This window comes from uncultured Parabacteroides sp. (assembly GCF_905196875.1).
In the GTDB taxonomy this organism is placed as follows: domain Bacteria; phylum Bacteroidota; class Bacteroidia; order Bacteroidales; family Tannerellaceae; genus Parabacteroides.
This window is the reverse complement of sequence record NZ_CAJJWO010000057.1, coordinates 1-20,234: the sequence shown is the minus strand read 5'-3', so window position 1 is coordinate 20,234 and position 20,234 is coordinate 1. Positions and strand designations below refer to the sequence as shown.

The 20,234-nt window shown below is 42.3% G+C and carries 14 protein-coding genes; 9 read left to right on the top strand and 5 right to left on the bottom strand.

What is annotated here, in order from left to right; all coding sequences use genetic code 11:
* Positions 1 to 91 precede the first annotated feature (91 nt).
* The 6 genes from QZ076_RS16410 (at position 92) to QZ076_RS16385 (ending at position 10,230) form a co-directional block, all read left to right on the top strand.
* Positions 92 to 3,469 (top strand): TonB-dependent receptor, encoded by a 3,378-nt coding sequence (locus QZ076_RS16410; RefSeq protein WP_365326030.1) that lies wholly within the window; start codon positions 92 to 94, stop codon positions 3,467 to 3,469.
* A 5-nt stretch (positions 3,470 to 3,474) separates the two neighbouring features.
* A complete protein-coding gene (locus tag QZ076_RS16405) occupies positions 3,475 to 5,097 on the top strand; it encodes a RagB/SusD family nutrient uptake outer membrane protein (protein ID WP_293714822.1) in 1,623 nt (540 codons plus the stop codon).
* Positions 5,098 to 5,179: 82 nt separating this feature from the next.
* A complete protein-coding gene (locus QZ076_RS16400) occupies positions 5,180 to 7,138 on the top strand; it encodes an alpha-L-fucosidase (protein WP_293714820.1) in 1,959 nt (652 codons plus the stop codon).
* A gap of 159 nt (positions 7,139 to 7,297) precedes the next feature.
* Positions 7,298 to 8,794 carry an arylsulfatase gene (locus QZ076_RS16395; protein ID WP_365326037.1) on the top strand — a complete coding sequence of 499 codons (1,497 nt, stop codon included), beginning with the start codon at positions 7,298 to 7,300 and terminating at the stop codon, positions 8,792 to 8,794.
* Positions 8,795 to 8,927: 133 nt separating this feature from the next.
* Positions 8,928 to 9,587 (top strand): LysE family transporter, encoded by a 660-nt coding sequence (locus tag QZ076_RS16390; protein WP_293714817.1) that lies wholly within the window; start codon positions 8,928 to 8,930, stop codon positions 9,585 to 9,587.
* A 1-nt stretch (position 9,588) separates the two neighbouring features.
* Complete coding sequence (locus QZ076_RS16385; RefSeq protein ID WP_293714815.1) at positions 9,589 to 10,230, top strand: carbohydrate-binding family 9-like protein; 642 nt, start codon at positions 9,589 to 9,591, stop codon at positions 10,228 to 10,230.
* 84 nt (positions 10,231 to 10,314) lie between these two features.
* Here the strand turns inward: QZ076_RS16385 and QZ076_RS16380 are convergent, their stop codons facing one another.
* Positions 10,315 to 11,955 carry a TlpA disulfide reductase family protein gene (locus QZ076_RS16380; protein WP_293714813.1) on the bottom strand — a complete coding sequence of 547 codons (1,641 nt, stop codon included), beginning with the start codon at positions 11,953 to 11,955 and terminating at the stop codon, positions 10,315 to 10,317.
* Between the two features lie 114 nt (positions 11,956 to 12,069).
* Positions 12,070 to 12,459: a DUF6249 domain-containing protein gene (locus QZ076_RS16375; RefSeq protein WP_293714812.1), complete on the bottom strand. Its 390-nt coding sequence runs from the start codon at positions 12,457 to 12,459 to the stop codon at positions 12,070 to 12,072.
* Positions 12,460 to 12,619: 160 nt separating this feature from the next.
* On the opposite strand from QZ076_RS16375, the gene QZ076_RS16370 reads away from it, so the two are divergent.
* Both QZ076_RS16370 and QZ076_RS16365 read left to right on the top strand, forming a co-directional pair.
* Entirely contained in the window at positions 12,620 to 13,177 is a 558-nt protein-coding gene (locus QZ076_RS16370; RefSeq protein ID WP_293714811.1) for a sigma-70 family RNA polymerase sigma factor, read from the top strand.
* 2 nt (positions 13,178 to 13,179) lie between these two features.
* Positions 13,180 to 13,545 (top strand): hypothetical protein, encoded by a 366-nt coding sequence (locus QZ076_RS16365; protein WP_293714809.1) that lies wholly within the window; start codon positions 13,180 to 13,182, stop codon positions 13,543 to 13,545.
* On the opposite strand, the gene QZ076_RS16360 is transcribed toward QZ076_RS16365, so the two are convergent.
* The 3 genes from QZ076_RS16360 to QZ076_RS16350 all read right to left on the bottom strand — a co-directional run bounded on the left by QZ076_RS16360 (position 13,517) and on the right by QZ076_RS16350 (position 18,758).
* Positions 13,517 to 15,619: an ATP-binding protein gene (locus QZ076_RS16360; RefSeq protein WP_293714808.1), complete on the bottom strand. Its 2,103-nt coding sequence runs from the start codon at positions 15,617 to 15,619 to the stop codon at positions 13,517 to 13,519. The genes QZ076_RS16365 and QZ076_RS16360 overlap by 29 nt on opposite strands.
* Before the next feature lie 11 nt (positions 15,620 to 15,630).
* The gene (locus QZ076_RS16355; RefSeq protein WP_293714806.1) at positions 15,631 to 17,730 is read right to left on the bottom strand and encodes a HAMP domain-containing sensor histidine kinase; all 2,100 of its coding nucleotides are present in this window, start codon (positions 17,728 to 17,730) and stop codon (positions 15,631 to 15,633) included.
* A gap of 143 nt (positions 17,731 to 17,873) precedes the next feature.
* On the bottom strand, positions 17,874 to 18,758 hold the full coding sequence (locus QZ076_RS16350) for a HAMP domain-containing sensor histidine kinase (RefSeq protein ID WP_293714804.1): 885 nt from the start codon (positions 18,756 to 18,758) through the stop codon (positions 17,874 to 17,876).
* Between the two features lie 278 nt (positions 18,759 to 19,036).
* Here QZ076_RS16350 and QZ076_RS16345 point away from each other — a divergent pair.
* Positions 19,037 to 20,234 (top strand): 30S ribosomal protein S1 (locus QZ076_RS16345; protein ID WP_293714802.1); only part of this gene is annotated, 1,198 nt, incomplete at its 3' end.

Sequence of the window (20,234 nt, the reverse complement as noted above, 5' to 3'; positions counted from 1 at the left end):
GGAGAAAATTGCGACACCTTTTCCGGACCCCCGAAATCAACAATCCGCATTTTAAAATCGTAAGAATCTTAAATTTAGTAATCATTGATTAATGTACAAAAGTATGAAATTAAACTATCAAAAGAGTAAGAAAATACTCCTAAATTTTCGCAAAATATTAATATTGGCATTGTTAACCTTATCGATAAGTACTATTTGCCAGGGACAGAACCAACGGATAACAATTTCCGGGGATAATAAATCACTCTTGAACATCTTTGAAGAGATAGAAAAGCAAACTGGTTTAAGTATTGCATACAATCAAACCAAATTAGATGTGAACAAGAAAATCAGACAGGATTTTAAAGATAAAACCCTGTCATCAGTCATGACTGATGTGCTGAAAAGCACCGGCTTTTCTTATCGCATAGAGGGTAAACATATTATCATCATCCCGGCAAAAGCAGAAATACAGGAAACAACACGACCGGCTAATAATCCGCAAAAAATAACCGGCGTTATTCTGGATGCTACCGGACTTCCGATTATCGGAGCAAATGTTGTAATCAAAGGGACAACCACCGGAGTCATATCCGACCTGGATGGTAAGTTTTCGCTGGAAGTCCCACAAGAAAGCAAGTTGCAGATCTCATACATCGGTTATCTGACTAAAGAATTTACTGTCGACGGAAACAAGACCAACTACAACATACAATTGCTGGAAGACTCTCAGGCTCTGGAAGAAGTTGTAATTGTTGGGTATGGTACGGAAAAGAAGGTAAATGTAATCGGTTCTATCGCCCAAATAGGGGGTGATAAAGTGACTAACCGCCCAACCTCCATGCTGTCGAATGCATTGGCCGGACAAATGGCAGGGGTTACTGTTATTCAACGTTCCGGACGACCCGGAAATAACGGTGCCGAAATTCGTATCCGCGGCGTTGCCTCCTTTGGAGGAGACGACTCCAGCAAAGCCGACGCCCTCGTGTTGATCGATGGAATACCTGGTTCGTTGAACGATATCAATGCCGAAGATGTGGAAAGTATCTCCGTATTAAAAGACGCTTCTACCGCAGCCATTTACGGAGCACGTGCGGCGAACGGGGTTATTCTTGTCACCACCAAAACAGGAAAAGAAGGTAAAATGACCGTTAGTTATAACGGATATGTCGGCTTTAACCAGCCCACCGAACTACCCGAGTTTGTCGACACCTGGCGATATGCAGAATTGCTGAACGAAGCGAAAGGAACGGAATTCTATAGCCAAAGCGAGATACAGAAAATGAAAGACGGCAGTGATCCCGACAAGTACGGCAACCACAGATACCTGGATGAAGTATTCAGCAGAAAAGGCATACAGACCGGACACGACCTGACGCTGAACGGAGGGACAACAAGCAACCGCTATCTCCTGTCGTTCGGATATCTTCACGAAGACGGGATCATCCGGAAAAATAATTACGAACGTTTCAATACTCGTCTGAATCTTATTACAGACATCCTCCCCAATCTGACGGTTACGACACGACTGTCGGGGGTTTATGCCACCAGGAACGAACCGACTCCGGATGGTACAGCCACCATGCCGGATATAGTTGGTGCCGCAATACGGACTCCCGGATTATGGGCAACCCGTCTTTCCAACGGAGAACTGGGATTAGGTAATAAATCGTTCGGAACACCGGCCACTCCGCTTTATACCAATTCGTTCTTTGAAGAACCCGATTTCAAAGTAAACGCAAATATCCGCCTGGACTATAGCCCGATAAAAGATCTCAAACTATCTGCAATCGGAGGGTTTAATTATCAGAATCAGGAGCAGCGCACTTATAAGGCTTCCTGGCTATTGGAAGGTCAAAGCGTAGGGACTTCTTCATTAAAACATGAAATGTTGAAAACAATTTACAAGACATTCCAGGCCACTGCCGAGTATAATAAGAAAATCGGACAACATTCATTCGGAGTACTGGCAGGTTATTCATGGGAAGACCAGTCATACCGGAATTTAAGTGGTTCACGGGATAAATTCCCCGGCAATGATCTTCCCTATCTGAATGCCGGTTCTCCGGACAATCAACAATCAGGAGGAGGAGGATACGATTGGGCGATACAATCTTTATTTGGCCGTATAAGATACAATTATGCAGAACGTTATTTATTTGAATCGACCTTGCGTTATGATGGTTCTTCCCGCTTTCCTACCAATCAGAAATATGGTTTCTTCCCTTCTCTTGCTGCGGGATGGAGAATCTCCGAAGAAAACTTTTTCAAAGAAAATGAAAGCCTGGAATGGATTTCCAACTTAAAACTAAAAGCATCCTGGGGTAAACTAGGGAATCAGAATATAGGTAACTATCCCTGGCAAACCGTATTCAACCTGGGAAGAAATTATCCCTTCGGTGACAACTTCGCTTTGGGAGCCGCGGTGGTTACAGCAACTGATCCGACGATCAAATGGGAAGAGACACAGACGTATGATGCCGGTTTCGAAAGTATTTTCTGGAATGGATTGTTAAGTATAAATGCCAGTTATTTCTACCGGAATACATACGACATACTGTATAAGCCGAGCGGAAGCATTTCGAGTGTACTCGGCCAGAAAATTTCTGTTATGAATACCGGTAAACTAAGAAATACAGGATGGGAATTTGAAGTAGGACACCAGAATAAGATCGGAGATGTTTCCTACAATGTCAATGGTAACTTAAGCATCATCAACAATAAAGTGGTCAGCCTGGGAGTCGGAAACGTCGAACAGTTGAACGGGATGGTCGGTAACGGCAGCGATTTATTTATCGACTATCCGATGGAGATGTATTACGGTTACCTGACAGACGGTGTATTTATCAACGACGAAGAAGTAAAACAATGGGCGGATGTTTCACAACTACTGCCTCAGGCACAAAAAGGAGATATTCGTTATAAAGACATAAGCGGGCCTGACGGCGTTCCCGACGGTCAGGTGGATCCCAATTACGACCGGGTATATCTGGGATCACGCATACCTAAATTCACATTCGGGCTGAGTCTGGGTGCTGAATATAAAGGATTTGATCTAGCCTTGCAGATACAGGGTGTAGCCGGCGTAAAAGGTCTGCTTTCCGGTTATGCAGGATGGGCTCTTTGCGGAGAGGGAAATGTACAGACCTGGCAGGATGAAGGACGTTTCGATCCGGCCAATCCTCAACGCTACCCAAGTTACCCGAGAATGCAGGAAGTGAGCGGAGCGGAAGGGTTCAATACTTTAACGTCTGATTTCTGGATACTGGATGCTTCTTATATACGTCTGAAAAACATTCAGGTCGGATATACACTGCCGTCGCCGATCATGAAAAAAGCCGGAATATCCCGCCTGCGTTTCTATGTGGCTGCCGAGAACCCGTGCAGCTGGAATAAATACAGAAAAGGATGGGATCCTGAGATCAACGGGAACGGTGTTTATTATCCGATCCTCTCGACTTATACATTTGGTGTAAATCTTAAATTTTAACAAACATGAAACATTGTAAATATTATATGGTATGTTGTGTGCTGATTTCCTTATTATTCAGCACATCATGCAGTCTCGACCGTAACCCGCTGGATAATTTTGCAGAAAACGAATTCTGGACAAGCGAAGAAAATGCATTGATCGCTTTGACCGGGATCTACCGTGGAAATATCACATTCGATGCAGAAGAATACAATCCTTCGGATTTCTGGTCATATAGCGGCGTCATCTTTCTTGAATTTGCCAGTGATAACGCATACGACCGCCGAGGAAACAATTCCGGCTTTTTCCAGATGGTAAACGGCAATTTAACGGCAAACACCAATTTCATCAAAGATTATTGGGCGAATGCTTATTCTAAAATTGCCAGTTGCAACCGTTTCCTGTCAGGGGTCGATCAGGTTCCTGCTTCTCCGGAAGTAGTCAACAGGCTCAAATCGGAAGCCCGTTTTATCCGGGCGGTTCAATATTTCTATCTGTCGCAGTTTTTTCACGACGTACCTTTAGTGACCACTGTATTAACGAAGGATGAAGCGAATGCTGTCGAAAAAAGCACGAAAGAAGCGATCACTACATTTATTATAAAAGAATTCAATGAAGCGGCAGAAGGACTACCCCGTTGGAAAGAGCTGACATCATCCGAAATAGGCCGGGCCTCTAAGCAGGCTGCCTATGCTTTTCTGGGAAGAACCTGCCTGGCTGAAAAGAAGTATAAAGAGGCCACTGAAGCCTATAACCGGATCATTTCCTTAGGGGACAACAGTATAGAAGAAAATTATAACGAAGTGTTCTATCCGTCTAAAAAAGGAAGCCCGGAAATAATTATCGGAGCACAATATCTGACAGACCTGGCCGGCTGCGGACTTCCCCAACATGCTTATCCGGTAAAAGACCGGGGATGGAGTATTATAAACCCGCTAGGCAGCCTGTTTGAAGCCTATCAATTTACAGACGGATCGGATTTCAGTTTCGACAGTCCGTTATATGATAAGGATAATTTAGGGAAAAACAGAGATCCGCGTCTGGACTATACCATTTATTATAATGGGGCAACCTTCAAAAACACGGTCTATAATTCACATCCGGACGGTGGTAGCGTCGATGCCACCCAAAGCGGTCAAACGACCCAAACAGGTTTCATGATGCGTAAATACTTCGACGAATCATACAATGGCGACCTCCGGAAATATGGAGTCAATATCCCGATCATCCGGTATCCGGAAGTTTTATTAAGTTATCTCGAAGCCAAGCTGGAAGGCGGCGAAGCAATTACACGTTCACTACTGGATCAAACGATTAATGCAGTGCGGAGCCGGACATCGGTACACATGCCTCCCATTACAGAAACGAATCCGGATAAACTACGTACTATCCTACGCAATGAACGCCGTGTAGAACTGGCTATGGAAGGGATCCGTTACTGGGATCTGCGTCGTTGGGGAATCGCTCATGAAGTATTGCAAGGCAAAATATACGGAGCACCTTTCCCCGGGCGTGAAAAAGTCGACGGCGATAATAACCAGGACCCGTATGGCCGCTGGTACGTCAACAAATGGAACTTCCGTCAACAGGATTATGTATGGCCGATACCGCAATCGGAACAAAACATCAATCCGAATCTGAGATAATAAACCTTTAAACGAAGAACTGGAGAAAGATAATCTAAAAAAACAATATCTTTCTCCAGTCTCATTTTAATAATGCAAGATCATGAGACATTTATTCATTTTCATCATAATATTACTTAGTGCCTGCTCATCCGGACAGTCCGACAATTGCCCTGAAGGGAAATCAATAACCGTACCGGCAAATGTATCCCGGGAAGAGATCATCAAACTGGCAACCGAAGTTCGCCCCTCTTACCGCCAACTGGATTACCAGCAACGGGAAATGTTAGGTTTCATCCATATCGGAATGAACACTTTCACCGGAGCAGAATGGGGAACCGGGAAAGAAGATCCATCTATATTTAATCCGGATCAGCTGGATGCCGAAGAATGGGTTAAAACATTCAAGGAAGCCGAAATCACAGGCGTAATCCTGGTCACTAAACATCATGACGGTTTTTGTGTATGGCCAAGTAAATACACCGACCATACCATCGCGCATTCTCCCTGGCGAAACGGACAAGGAGATCTGGTAAAAGAAGTAGCCGACGCCTGTAAAAAATACGATATGAAGCTTTGTCTTTACCTTTCCCCCTGGGACATGCACGAAGAAACCTATGGAACAGAGGCATACAACGATTATTACATCCACCAACTGGAAGAATTATTAACGAACTATGGTCCGGTCTACCTTCTTTGGTTCGACGGAGCCGGTGTAAACAGTAAAACCAGTGGTAAAGAAATGAATTTTGCCTGGGAGCGCATCTTCAAAAGAGCACGCGAACTTCAGCCGGATGTACTGTTATCCGGTGCTGCACCGGACATACGCTGGGTAGGTAACGAAGCAGGACAGGGACGTGAAACAGAATGGAGCGTCCAAGGTATCGATGATGAGAATATTCTGTTCGGCGGAGAAATAAAAGGGCATACTGCCACAGCTAAAGACCTGGGAAACACAAAGGAATTAATGACTAAAAAACGACTGGTATGGTATCCTTCGAGAGGAGGTTTGCCCTTACGTAAAGGTTGGTTTTATAATCCGAATGACGATCAAACGACCAAATCATTGGAGTATCTCGTAAACAGTTACTTCTCTACCATTGGACAAAACTCAAACCTCCTGCCTAATTTATCGCCTGACAAAACAGGTCGTATCCCCCGGAAAGATGCAGAGAGATTGATCGACTTCGGTAAAATAATTGCCAACATGAAAAAGACAGACTATGCGTTGGGAGCCAAAACCACCCCTGTCTCAGGCTGGGACAACTCTTCTGCAAAAGATGTTCTGACTGACAACGATCCTTTCACTTCCTGGCAAACACCGGATGGAGTAACATCAAGTGAAGTAGAGATAGAACTGAAGGCTCCGGCTCTGATCAATGTCATCAAACTACAAGAAAACATTCGTGATTACGGACAAAGAGTAGAGGCATTCGCCATAGATGCCTTCATCAATAGCGAATGGAAAGAAATAGCCACCAGTACAACCATCGGATTCCGCAAAATGATTCGCCTGAACGAACCGGTTGAGACCGGCCGGTTCCGGATTCGTATTCAAGATAGCCGGAGATCCATTTCTTTAAGTAATATATCGATGTATTATCTGGCTCCTATTCCCCAAGAAACAGGAATAAAAGATAATCGGATAGCATTAAAAGACAATAAATGGATTATCAGTTCCTCCGGTATATATGTACAAGATACCCCGTTGCAATGTTTAGTTGACGACAACGAATTAAACAATTTCAAAGGGATTATACAAAAACTTCCGGCCAGGTTTATTTTTAATTTCAATAATCAGGAACATATACTGAAAGGCTTCTCATACATTCCGGATAAAACGAAAGAGGCAGGACACATCGAAGAATATGCTCTCTACTTCAGTAATGACGGGCAAAACTGGGGAACTCCCGTCATACAGGGACGTTTCGGAAACATAGTTAACAATCCGGTAGAACAGTTTATCCCTTTTAATGAATGCAAAACGAAATTTGTAAAAATGGAAATACTAAAAGCGACCTCTGATACGATCTCGATTCCTGAACTAATATTTTATCAATAAAAACGTTCTACTTCAACGTTATCAAGCGGTAAATTGTTTTTATCAGATAAAAAACTGATATTTGTAATCAGAATTTATAATTATTCACCTGAGATATTCAATATCATGAAATCAAACTTATTGATCGGGCTTGGGTTAGGCACTCTATTCGTTCCTAACCTGTCGAAAGCCCAACAGGGGCAGACTACTCCGCAAACACCGAATGTAATCTTTATCTACGCCGACGACCTCGGTTACGGCGACCTGGAATGCTACGGAGCTACCCGCGTGCAAACTCCTAACGTAAATAAACTGGCAAACAGCGGTATCCGTTTTACGAATACACATGCAACAGCAGCAACCAGTACCCCTTCCCGTTATTCCCTGCTTACCGGAGAATATGCATGGCGTCGCCCGGGTACGGACATCGCCGCCGGTAACGCCGGAATGATCATCCGTCCGGAACGGTATACTATCGCCGATATGTTCAAGAACGCAGGTTATACAACAGCAGCTTTAGGTAAATGGCATCTGGGATTGGGTGACAAAGGAGGAGAACAGGATTGGAACGCCCCATTGCCAACCGCTTTAGGTGATCTGGGATTCGACTATTCCTATATCATGGCTGCTACAGCCGACCGCGTTCCCTGTGTCTTTATCGAAAACGGCAAAGTGGCCAATTACGACCCGTCTGCACCGATCGAAGTCAGCTACGAGAAACCGTTCGAAGGAGAGCCGTTGGGGAAAGACCATCCGGAACTGCTATATAACCTGAAACACAGCCACGGCCATGACATGGCTATCGTAAACGGTATCGGACGTATCGGCTACATGAAAGGCGGCGGTAAAGCATTATGGAAAGACGAGAATCTGGCTGACTCCATCACTACACACGCTCTCGATTTCATCAAAGCGAACAAGGATAAACCTTTCTTCATGTATTTCGCCACAAACGACGTACATGTTCCCCGTTTCCCGCACGACCGTTTCAGAGGTAAAAATCCGATGGGACTGAGAGGAGACGCCATCGTGCAGTTCGACTGGAGCGTCGGACAGATCCTGGATGAACTGGACAGACTGGGGTTAAGAGAAAATACGCTGATCATCCTTTCCAGCGACAACGGTCCTGTTGTGGATGACGGTTATGCAGATCAGGCAGAAGAGTTGCTGGGCGATCATAAGCCGGGTGGCCCGTTACGTGGCGGGAAGTATAGTGCATTCGAGGCCGGAACCCGTATTCCTGCTATTATCAGCTGGCCGAAAGAAATAAAAAAGGGCAAAGTATCCGATGCTCTAATGTCGCAGGTCGACTGGTTTGCTTCACTGGCAGCATTGACAGGCTCGGTTCTTCCTAAAGGAGCAGCCCCCGACAGTTACAATTATCTGGGCACTTTATTGGGAACAGACAACTCCGAACGTCCCTGGGTGATCGAACAGGCATCAGACCATACATTATCGGTACGCACAAAGGACTGGAAATATATTGAAACCAGCGACGGACCTAATATGGTTCCCTGGGGCCCGAAAATCGAAACCGGTTACTCCAAGACACCTCAACTCTATGATATGACAAAAGTAGGCGAACAGGAAAACCTGGCATTAAAACATCCGGAAATTGTCTATCAGTTACAATCTATACTGAAAGGTGTACGACAGAATACCGTAAAGCCGCAATAAGTTAAAACTGTGTATTTCAATTAAAATTCAATGGTCTGGGACAAAAGTTCCGGACCATTTTTATGTTTTTACCTTTTTTTATCAGGGAATAGGCATTATCTTTGCAAACTATTGGGCAGAAAATAAAAGGACAATGCTGGGACTTATTAGTAAAGGAATTGTGATAGGCATACTCGTATCGGCTCCGATGGGACCGATAGGTATGTTGTGTATACAAAGAACATTGAACAAAGGACGTTGGCACGGTTTCGTTACCGGTCTGGGAGCAGCCTTATCGGATGTTATATATGCAGTTCTCACTTGTCTGGGAATGGGGGTCGTCGTTAATTTCGTAGAAGCCAACCAAGCTCCGCTTCAATTAATGGGCAGTATTGTCTTAGGTCTTTTCGGTTACTATATATACCAAACCAATCCTGTAAAAAACTTAAAAAAGCAACGTGAAAAAAAGTTATCGTTCACACAGGATTTTATTACAGCTTTTCTTCTTACCTTTAGCAACGTTTTGATCGTGCTTCTGTATATAGGGCTATTCGCACGCTTTGGTTTTGTTTTGCCGGACCATTCCGTCTGGATGTTGTTAGGAGGAATCGCATGTATTGGTTTAGGTGCCGTTCTGTGGTGGTTCGGTATCACATATATAGTTGCTAAATTAAAAAAGTGGTTTAATGTACGAGGAATATGGTTGTTAAATCGGATTGTAGGGACAGTCATTATTATATTGGCTATTGTAGGAGTCTTGTCAGTTCTCCTCACCTCATATTTCCATTTGCCGTTACTCCAAATCTATAATTAACATGAAGAAGCTAAAAGTTCCGTATTTAGTAACATTGGATGTGTTGGACTTATCATCCGTAGGATATTTGCTGGAAAGCAAAGCACACAGAGAGTATATCGATGTCATCAACTGGAAGGAATACCCTTACAAACCGATTGTAGCATTTGATATTGCACGATCAGATATCAATTTATACATTCGCTATTTTGTAAAAGGTAATTCATTAAAGGCGCTCCATAATGTGGATGGCTCACCTGTTTACACGGATAGTTGTGTGGAGTTTTTTATGAAAACAATGGAAGATCACAACTACATGAATTTCGAATTCAACTGTATCGGCACCTGCGATGCCGCCCGCCGGCAGTCACGGGAAATCAAACGATCGCTGACCACCGACGAATACACTTCTATCCGCAGGTATTCATCACTGGAAAATAAACCATTCACCGAAAAGTTGGGAGTACACTCCTGGGAGTTAGTTGTAGCCATTCCGTTCCAGCTGATGGGACTCAATCCGGAGAATCTGCCGGAAAAGATACTTGGCAATTTTTACAAATGTGCCGATGATACAGAGTTTCCCCATTACGTGAGTTGGAATCCTATCGATGTTCCGGCACCGGACTTCCATCGTCCCGAGTTCTTTGGAGAGATCTATTTATAAAACAAACTCTGATTAAAAAGTAAAAAATACCGGAGAACGGCAGCTAATTGCCCTTCTCCGGTATTTTTTACTTTTTCTTATTGTTTACAATACTTCCTTCAAAATCTTAGTTACCTCCTCGGCTGTAGGATGGATAGCTAGAATCACCCCTTCTCTATCCACCAGATATGTACAACCACCGCTGTTTCCAGCACCATACATCTCCCAGATATTCCCTTTATCATTCAGCTCGACCAGATTCAGCCAAGGATATTTATCCTGCTCAATCGCCTTCTTCATAGCGTCTGTATTATTGTTTTCACGGGCAATACCGACAACTGTAAATCCCTTATTCTTAAACATTTCATAAACCGGTATCATGCTAGATGATAACCGACGGCAGGGTCCACACCAAGAAGCCCACAGATCAATCAAAGCCACTTTCCCTTTTATTTGATCGGAAAGCTTTATCATATTTCCATTCAAATCCGGAGCTGTAAAATCAATATAGGAACCACCCACTTTTACATTCATGCTGGCGATGAGCCGTTCTATATCTTTCACATAAGGGTGAGAAGCAAATTTTTGCTTATAATTGCTTTCAAATATTTCAGGATAATCCGGAAGCTCTTCTTTACCAGGATAATAACGAGCCATCATCACTGCATGATCAAGCATTTGCTTCAGAAGGCATAAACCATTCACAGTCGATTCCTTTTTTATATAGTCAAGCTTCCATTTCTGTATACCATCAAAATATTGTTCGAATTTTTTATTCAACACAATACCTTCTTCAGAATATTCTTTTCCAGCATTACACAACCGTTCGTATTCTAAGTATAATTTTTGCCTGTCTTCATCAGTCTTTGCATCCGACATCAGTTTTTTTAAATCATACATTTCTTTCGAAAAGTAATGTTCCTCTTTTTCCAGTTCATCCCTTTCCTCTTCTAGCCGGGTTACAGGGTAAAGTTTTTCTATCTCCTCCTGTATACGAATTTCTTCCTTATTCAAAGCACCGTCTGCCCGCATAACACTATGTGGACGATGTTCCATTGGATAAAGAGTGAAATGCAAAGTTCCTTTTTCCGAAATAAAATAAGTCGGACGCCAGGCTCCATTCAGGTGTTCATCCCAAAATACCAATTCATACATCTCATTTTCATTGGCAGTCAGCACATATTTGAACTTACCATTCCTGACAGGTATAGATATAAACGGGGTGGTACGTATATCTTTTCCGGTACGTATCAGTGTAAGGCGGGAACTAAGCGGACGGTCTATCACCTCGCCTTCCAATATACATTCAAATGTACCGGGTTTAGCCGGTTCTTTCTTCAGGTGTATTCCTTCAATACGAAAATCTCCTTTCTCCGGTCCTTCGATAAAACTGATCGCATCTTCATTCGGATCAACAGGTTCGAAGAATAAGGTAACCGAACTATTACCTGATTCGGGCATATAAACTTTTTTATCCAACTCCATATCGGCTGATTTCAATAATTTATATTTCTTTCCTGAAGTTAGGCCTTCCAAATAGGCACCAGAAGAAAGGCGTACCCAATAATTCGGATGGTTATACATTTCTGCATAGAGGACAGTTGCGGTATCCATCAGCTCCACTCTGTAGAGTTCCATCGTTGTCGTATTTTTCTTATCTATCACCGGATAATCAATGACACGATTTTGCTTCATGCAGGAAAAACAAAGGCAAATCATAAAAAAAAGGAATAGTTTCGTTCTCATAATCAGCTAGATAAAAGGATTAATAATTCATCAAAAGTAAGCAATTGATGACAATAGACAAAAAATAAGGGTGAAGATATACCCTCACCCTTATTTAATATACGACTCACCGGATTATTTATTTTTGTCTTTTGAAAGTTTCATTTCTAAAACAAAAGCGACGATCAACCCAAGTCCACCGAATAATAGAACGGAAGCTCCATATACAGCACTTTGCATTTCGTAATTATCACACGCTTCTGTAGATATTGACAAAAAGAATCCGAACAATATACCCAAACCGACTCCTACCAATAGACAGCCCGCTTTCAATGAGCTAAAAGAGAAATTTGTACTCAAGCGGGGTAAACCGATTTTAGCGTCAAAAGCAGAAGGATCCAGTTTATCTCCGATCTTCTCAATAATAGCCAATCTCTCTTTTTTCCGTACAAACAATTCGAACAAGCCGTAAATACCGGCGCAAATTATTCCGATAATAAGCGGAACCATAATAAAATTCATCATAGCAGTAAATATTAAATGTTTTATTAATTCGTTTATTAGTTTGACGCAACCTGGCAGAAAAGGTTACAGTTAGAGATGATAAAATACATAAATGATTTATTTCGTATTTTTATCATTGCAAGTTGTAACCAAATTACCGAACTTGCGTCCATAAGGTAGGATGGAGTTGTATAGCGACGCATATTATATAGAAAGAGTAGCCGCGGGAGATACAGGTTGTTTCGCCTGCCTTCTGGATAGATACAGCCGTCCGGTTCATTCGTTAATCCTTAAAATGGTACGTAATAAGGAAGATGCGGAAGAGCTGGCGCAAGATGTATTTATGAAAGTTTTTCGTAACTTGCCATCGTTCAAAGCCGATTGCAGCTTCTCTACCTGGACTTATCGTATTGCCTACAACACGGCTATATCGGAACTACGTAAAAAGAAACAGGAATTCGTTGCTATCGAGGAATCGCAGATCAGCAATGTATCGGAAGAAGAGGTAAGTGAGTTGTTGGGAAATACAACGGTAACAGACCAACTCGATAAACTGGAGACAGCTCTTACACTGCTTCCTCCGGATGAAAGAGCATTAATCCTGCTTTTTTATATGAAGGAAAAAACAGTGGACGAACTGACGGTTATTACCGGTCTCAGTACATCCAACATCAAAGTGAAACTACACCGCATACGAAAAAAGTTATTTGTATTAATCAAAGGAATGGAGGATAAATAAATATGGACGATAATAAAAAGAACACGGATATACTGGAAAGTCTATTCAAGCAAATGCCGGAAGAGGAATTGCCGGTATCCTTCCGACCGAACGTTATGCAGCTGATTGCGCTTGAAACGGTCAGGATCAAAAAACGTAACGAACGGTTGGGACTGATAGCCGTTATTGTCGCTTCACTAGGGATAGTGGGGATGGCTATCGCTTCCATTTTTTATTATATGGGACTTTCTGAAATTACATGGCCACAAATTACATGGCCGAAGATCGACTTCCCAACCTTTAGTTTCTATTTCTATATCGGCATACTGACTCTGATACTCCTGTTTCTCGACTACAAACTCAGGAAAGTATTTCATAAGGATGAGTAAAGATAAAACGTGCCCCATTCTCATAATCGGGATCGATCGAAAGAGTCCCTCCCAAACGGTCTGCGATCAATGTACAGATAGATAATCCCAAGCCGGCACCCGACTTGTAATCATCGAGTTTCTCAAAACGACGGAACACGGCGGCTTGTTTCTCTTTCGGGATACCGCAACCGGTATCGGTAACGGAAATATAGACCTGTCTTTCAGTTTCATCCACTTTATACGCCAGATTGATTTCACCTTCACTCGTAAATTTAGCCGAGTTTGTCAGCAAGTTTGTCAGTATCTGCTGTAAACGTAATATATCAGTATGCAACACAACCGAAACGACATCCGGAGTAAAAGTGAGTTTTACCCCCTCCGGAATCCTATGGCGAATACTATCCAGCGCTTTGCGGCAACAGTCCAGTAGCGAATAATCACCGAATTTAAAATTCAGATCACCCGTTTCCATACGCGACAAATCCAGTACATCATTAACAAGATTTAGTAGCTGCTCGGTGTTATTGTGGATAACCGCAGCATACTCTCCCCGTTCTTCCGGATCTGCCGATTCATCGACCAACAGACCGGAGAAACCGACTATGGCATTCAGAGGTGTCCGTATCTCATGGCTCATATTGGCAACAAAAGCACTTTTCATGCGACTAGCCTCCTCTGCTTTCACTTTTTCAGACTTCAGATTATTTTGGGATGTCAGCAAGTACTGCTTTTCCTGCAGTAACTCATTTTTTAACCGGCGGGCACGCTGATAATAATAGAATAGTATATACACAAGACAGAGCAAGAGTAAAAGCACCCCCATAGAGAAAAAGAGCAAATGTTGTTTTTCGTTCATACGTTCTTTGTTCACTTGCATTTCATGTGCTTGTTCTTCACGACTATTCAGGTCGTGCAACGTACGGAGTTGGTTGATCTGGCGGAAGAATGTTTCCTTATTCCGCTTCGATTCCAGTTCATATAATTTATCATACAACACCAGTGCCTCCTCCAATTTTCCCTGTTCCTGCAGAATATCCCCTTTGAATTGCAGATCAGCCGGTATACATTCTGTTTCAAAGACCTCGTCAATCAGTTTTATCGCCATAGGCAGATTTCCGATCTCTTTATAATAATGGGCCTGAGATGCCAGATAAGTATTTATGACATAATCATTTTCCGTCACAATATTTCCTACATACTTTGCCGCATCATTCAATGCTCCTCTTGCTTTCTCCGGCATGTGCACCCTGACATAAAAGTCCGTATAAAAACAATAAAGCAGCCAATAATCTCTCCCGACCTTATATACACCACCGGTTCGCTTATTTAACTCATCCATTTCATCGATCGCTTTCTTATAATGCTCCAGTATCTCTACTGTTTGCTCATAGGGGCAAATACGAATTGCAGACTCAGACTGATACGAACAAAGACGAACTTTTATCTCAATCGCCACATTTTCCGGGCAATCTATTTTTTCGATTAAGTTGAGACCTTCCTGAAAAGCGACCACAGCATCACTGTCCCGACGAATCGTCTGATAAATAAGCCCCAAGCTTTCTGTACACCGAAGCAAGCCAAAAGGATGTTTGAGATCGCTTGCCAGACGATATTCACTCAAAGCTTCATTCAATGCCATTTCATAGTCGCGCGACCACAACAGATTCTGACATGAATAACTTTTGAAATCAAACAGCTCATTGGGATATTCATTGCGGCTTTTACCGATCGAGTCGATTTTATTCCCCCAATAAAGCAAACGGTCCCGGTTATTGTCATTATAATAATACTGGCATAATCTTGTCAACGCCACATATATGATCGGTAACGAATCTATCCGGGTCGCTTCTCTGTAAACGCATTCGAGCCATTCCACCTCTTCAGGTACCTGCTCATTCAGATCTGAAAGACGAAGTGCTATAGGAATAATATCACGTGCATCAGTAGTCTCCAACAAAAGGGATTTGAGACTATCCGTTTCCTGTACCATCCGATTTCCTGAAGCACCTGCATACAAAGTAAACAAGAACAGGCCACACAATAGCCAGATAAACAGCACGCTCTTATCCCGATATATTTTGCTTCCCTTCATATTCTATTCTATTAGGATATAACTTCTTTTGATAGTGGAACATTGCAAGGATGAATAAATATAAAACGAGCCCCTTCCGTATAAAAAGAGTCAAGGTATAATGAACCGCCAAACCGGGTAGCTACAAGCTGGCAAATAGCCAATCCTAACCCTGTTCCCTGTTTAAACTCATCCAGTTTCTCGAAACGTTCGAATATTTTCATTTGCATGTCAGCCGGAATGCCACAACCGGTATCGGTCACTATAAAACGGATCAGATCATTTTCAGGATCGGCCTCTATAGTAAGGTTCACCTCTCCTTTTTGGGTAAACTTAACGGCATTGGACAACAAATGCTTCAGCAACTGGTGCAAACGAAAACGGTCGGTATTCAGAGGCAAAGATTCAACAGAAGGATTAAAAGTGAGTTTCACCCCCGGGAAAAGCCTGGATCCTACCTCCGGCAACATCTCACGACAGAGCGATATGGCATCCCATTCCCTTATTGTGAAATTATTATTTCCCGACTCTAAGCGGGAAAGTTCTAGTACATCGTTTATCAGGTTCATCAATAACTCAGAACTATGGTTGATCGTAGAAGCAAAAACAAGCTTCTCCTTTTCCTGAAAAGAATTATCCACTAACAATTCGGAAAAACCGACGATTGCATTCAGAGGAGTACGTATTTCATGGCTGATATTTGCCAAAAAAACAGTTTTCAACCGATTTGCTTCTACCGCTTTCTCCTTGATGACGCGTAATTGTTTTTCGGATTCCAGCAGCGAATCTTTCTCACATAACAATTCATTTTTCAAACGGCGTGTCCGGCAATACAAACGATATAATATCAAAACCAATATCAATAATATAGAGATCGTCACCAGAATATGGAACAACTGGAGTTGTTTGGAAGCTATTTGTGCATTTTGATGTTCCAACTCACGCATCTGTTTCTCACTATCATTCAAATCGTTCAGGGCACGTAACTGGGTTATCTGGCGGTTGAAGGCCTCATTATTGATGGAAGCATTCATTTTCAGCATTTTTTTATAGACAAGAATAGCTTCCTGTAATTGTCCGCTTTGGCGTAGGACTTTCATTTTCAGGTTCATCATACCCAGGTCATTTTCTAAAGCCAACGCATTATCGATCGCAGACAAAGCTTTCCGGTCATTTTTGACCTTCATATAATAAAGAGCTTCCGACTGATAATAAGCATATTTTACAAAACCGCTCAATGTATCGCTGATAAAAGCGGATGCCTTTTCCAGATAATCATAGGCTTTCCCAGGTTGTTCGCTACGGGTATAGAATTCAGAAAATTTAGCATTTAGCATGCATTTATGAAAAAAGACCGGAAAAAGATATCCTTTTGTTTCATAATCCTGTTCCATTTTATCCAGTAGCTTTTCATAACGTATCAACAACTTTTCCGATTCATCCAGCAAATTCAAGCGAAGAGTCGAAACAACCATATCCGATAGGAATTGCAACTCCAACATCGGTCTATCCAAATTTTTATCCAGCCAAACCAACCCTTTGCGGAAAGCAACCACGGCATTACTATCCTGACCGATGACCTGATAGATCAAAGCCAGATTATAATTACCACTTGCTTGTCCATATTCCTGGTGCTCCTTATCTGCAAGATTAATCTGCCGGATAGCTTCACTCATCGACAGTTCATAATCTTCCCCCCACAAGTAATCCTGGCAGACCAGGCTTCCGGCTGTAAACAAGGCATCAGGACATTCTCTACGCTGCCGGGAAATCGTATCGATCATAGCATACCAATACAACATACTGTCACGCATATCCTGATTATAATAATAACGGCTCAACTCCGCCATCGTATTATAAACAGTCTGAAAAGAATCGGACTGCATCGCTATATTCATAATTTCTTTACCCAAAGAAACTTCCACTTTTTGCTGCCGGTTTATTGCCACCAGTTCTTTCAAAACAGTTAGTTTCTCTTCAGGCGTTTTTGCTTTTTGCAGCACACTTTGCAGACTATCCGTCCGGAGCCTTCCCCTCTCATTCTGGGAAAATGCGGATATAGTGCAAAGCAAAAGAACCACAATACAAACAAGTTTTGTGCTCCTATATATAAACAGACTTTTCGTCTTCATGCATACTTTACTTATAGCGACCGACAAACATACGAATAAATATTTATCCGGAATGGAATATTTCAATATATTTCCCGGCAAACACAATTGAATTTCATACACTTCCCAGATCATAACACTTACTATTCCCTAAGTTTGCCACATCAACGAGGATGAGTAAAAATAAACCTGGCCCCTTGTGTATAGTTCAAATCCACGCGGATCGAGCCACCCAAAGCCTTCGCTATGGCCTGACAAATCGATAATCCCAGACCAGTACCTTGTTTATACTCGTCTATTTTTTCAAACCTTTTGAATATTAAGGCTGCCTTATCAGCTGGTATTCCACATCCGGTATCGGTGACAACCAGATCAACCACATTCTTCTCGCGATCACAATGGAAAGAGAGATTTATCTCTCCCGCTTCCGTGAACTTGACGGCATTGATCAACAGATTCACCAGTAACTGTTGTAAACGTAAAGGATCGGTATTCAATTGTAAGGAAGGATCTTCAGGAGTAAAAGTCAAAGAGACACCCTCAGTAACCCGATGACGGATGGTTTCAATCGAATTCCGGCAACAATCAACCAGACAGACAGGAGAAACAGAAAAACTCAGATTTCCAGCTTCAATCTGTGAAAGACATAAGACGTCATTCACCAGATTCAACAACAGTTCTGTATTATTACTGATAATGGACGAGAACTCCCCTTTTTCATCCTCCGTACAAGAGGAATCGGACAATAGGCTGGCAAAACCGACAATCGCATTCAGAGGTGTCCGTACCTCATGACTGATATTGGCTATAAAGGTCGTTTTGGCTTGACTCGCCTCTTCCGGTTCTTGTCGGTACAGGTCGGCTAATTCTTTTAACGTTTTAATAGTGACATCCGGTGCCAGTTCTGAAGACAGGACTGTTTTCAGGCTATCCAGACGGATAGTACGGTTTACTGCTGTAGCCTTTATACATATAATAAATATACAAAGTATACAAAAAACACAGAGAAAACTCTGTTTTAGTTCGAGGCGAAAACGACCTTTATACATAATATAGTGTAATAAACCGCAAAGATAATGTATTTTACCAGAACCAATTAATAATCAAAGTATCCTATTCAATAAAAAACAAAAAAACAGTCTGAAGAGCAGTTATGTGAAGACGTATTGTCCCGGCAAAAGAAAACAAGAGGTATAGAAACGTATTTTCCAGAGCAAAACTATTGTCTATCAGAAAAAAAGAGTTACCTTTGCCCCGATTTTTGAGAGATGACAACATAATGTCTAACTTACTAATTAAAACAAACTTAAGTATTAACAATTAGAGAATGGAAAATTTAAAGAACATTCAGCCGGTTGACGATTTCAACTGGGACGCCTATGAAATGGGCGAATCTTACGGTGACGTAAGCAAGGACGACCTTGTAAAAACGTATGACGAAACCCTGAACACTGTAAAGGATAAGGAAGTCGTTATGGGAACCGTTACTGCAATGAACAAACGTGAAGTTGTAGTTAACATCGGTTTCAAATCAGACGGTGTTGTATCAATGGCGGAATTCCGTTACAATCCGGATCTGAAAATTGGTGACGAAGTAGAAGTATACATCGAAAACCAGGAAGACAAAAAAGGACAGCTGATCCTTTCTCACAAGAAAGCTCGCGCTACACGCTCTTGGGATCGTGTTAACGAAGCTCTTGAAAAAGACGAAATTATCAAAGGTTACATCAAATGTCGTACTAAGGGCGGTATGATCGTTGACGTATTCGGTATCGAAGCATTCTTACCGGGTTCTCAGATCGACGTTAAACCTATCCGCGACTATGACGTATTCGTAGGTAAGACAATGGAATTCAAGATCGTAAAGATCAACCAGGAATTCAAGAACGTTGTTGTATCTCACAAAGCTCTTATCGAAGCAGAGCTTGAAGCACAGAAGAAAGACATTATCTCTAGACTGGAAAAAGGACAGGTTCTGGAAGGAACTGTTAAAAACATCACTTCTTACGGTGTATTCATCGACCTGGGTGGCGTAGACGGTTTGATCCACATTACAGACCTTTCTTGGGGCCGTGTTTCTCATCCGGAAGAAATCGTTCAGCTTGATCAGAAGATCAATGTTGTTATCCTTGACTTCGATGATGAAAAGAAACGTATCGCTCTTGGTTTGAAACAACTGACTCCGCATCCTTGGGATGCTTTGGATACTAACCTGAAAGTTGGTGACAAAGTAAAAGGTAAAGTGGTTGTTATGGCTGACTACGGTGCATTCATCGAAATCGCTCCGGGCGTAGAAGGTTTGATCCACGTATCAGAAATGAGCTGGACTCAGCACCTGCGTTCTGCTCAGGACTTCATGAAGGTTGGTGACGAAATCGAAGCAGTTATCCTGACTTTAGATCGTGACGAACGTAAGATGTCTCTGGGTATCAAACAACTGAAAGCTGACCCATGGGAAGATATCGAATCTCGCTTCCCGGTTGGTTCACGCCATACTGCAAAAGTACGTAACTTCACTAACTTCG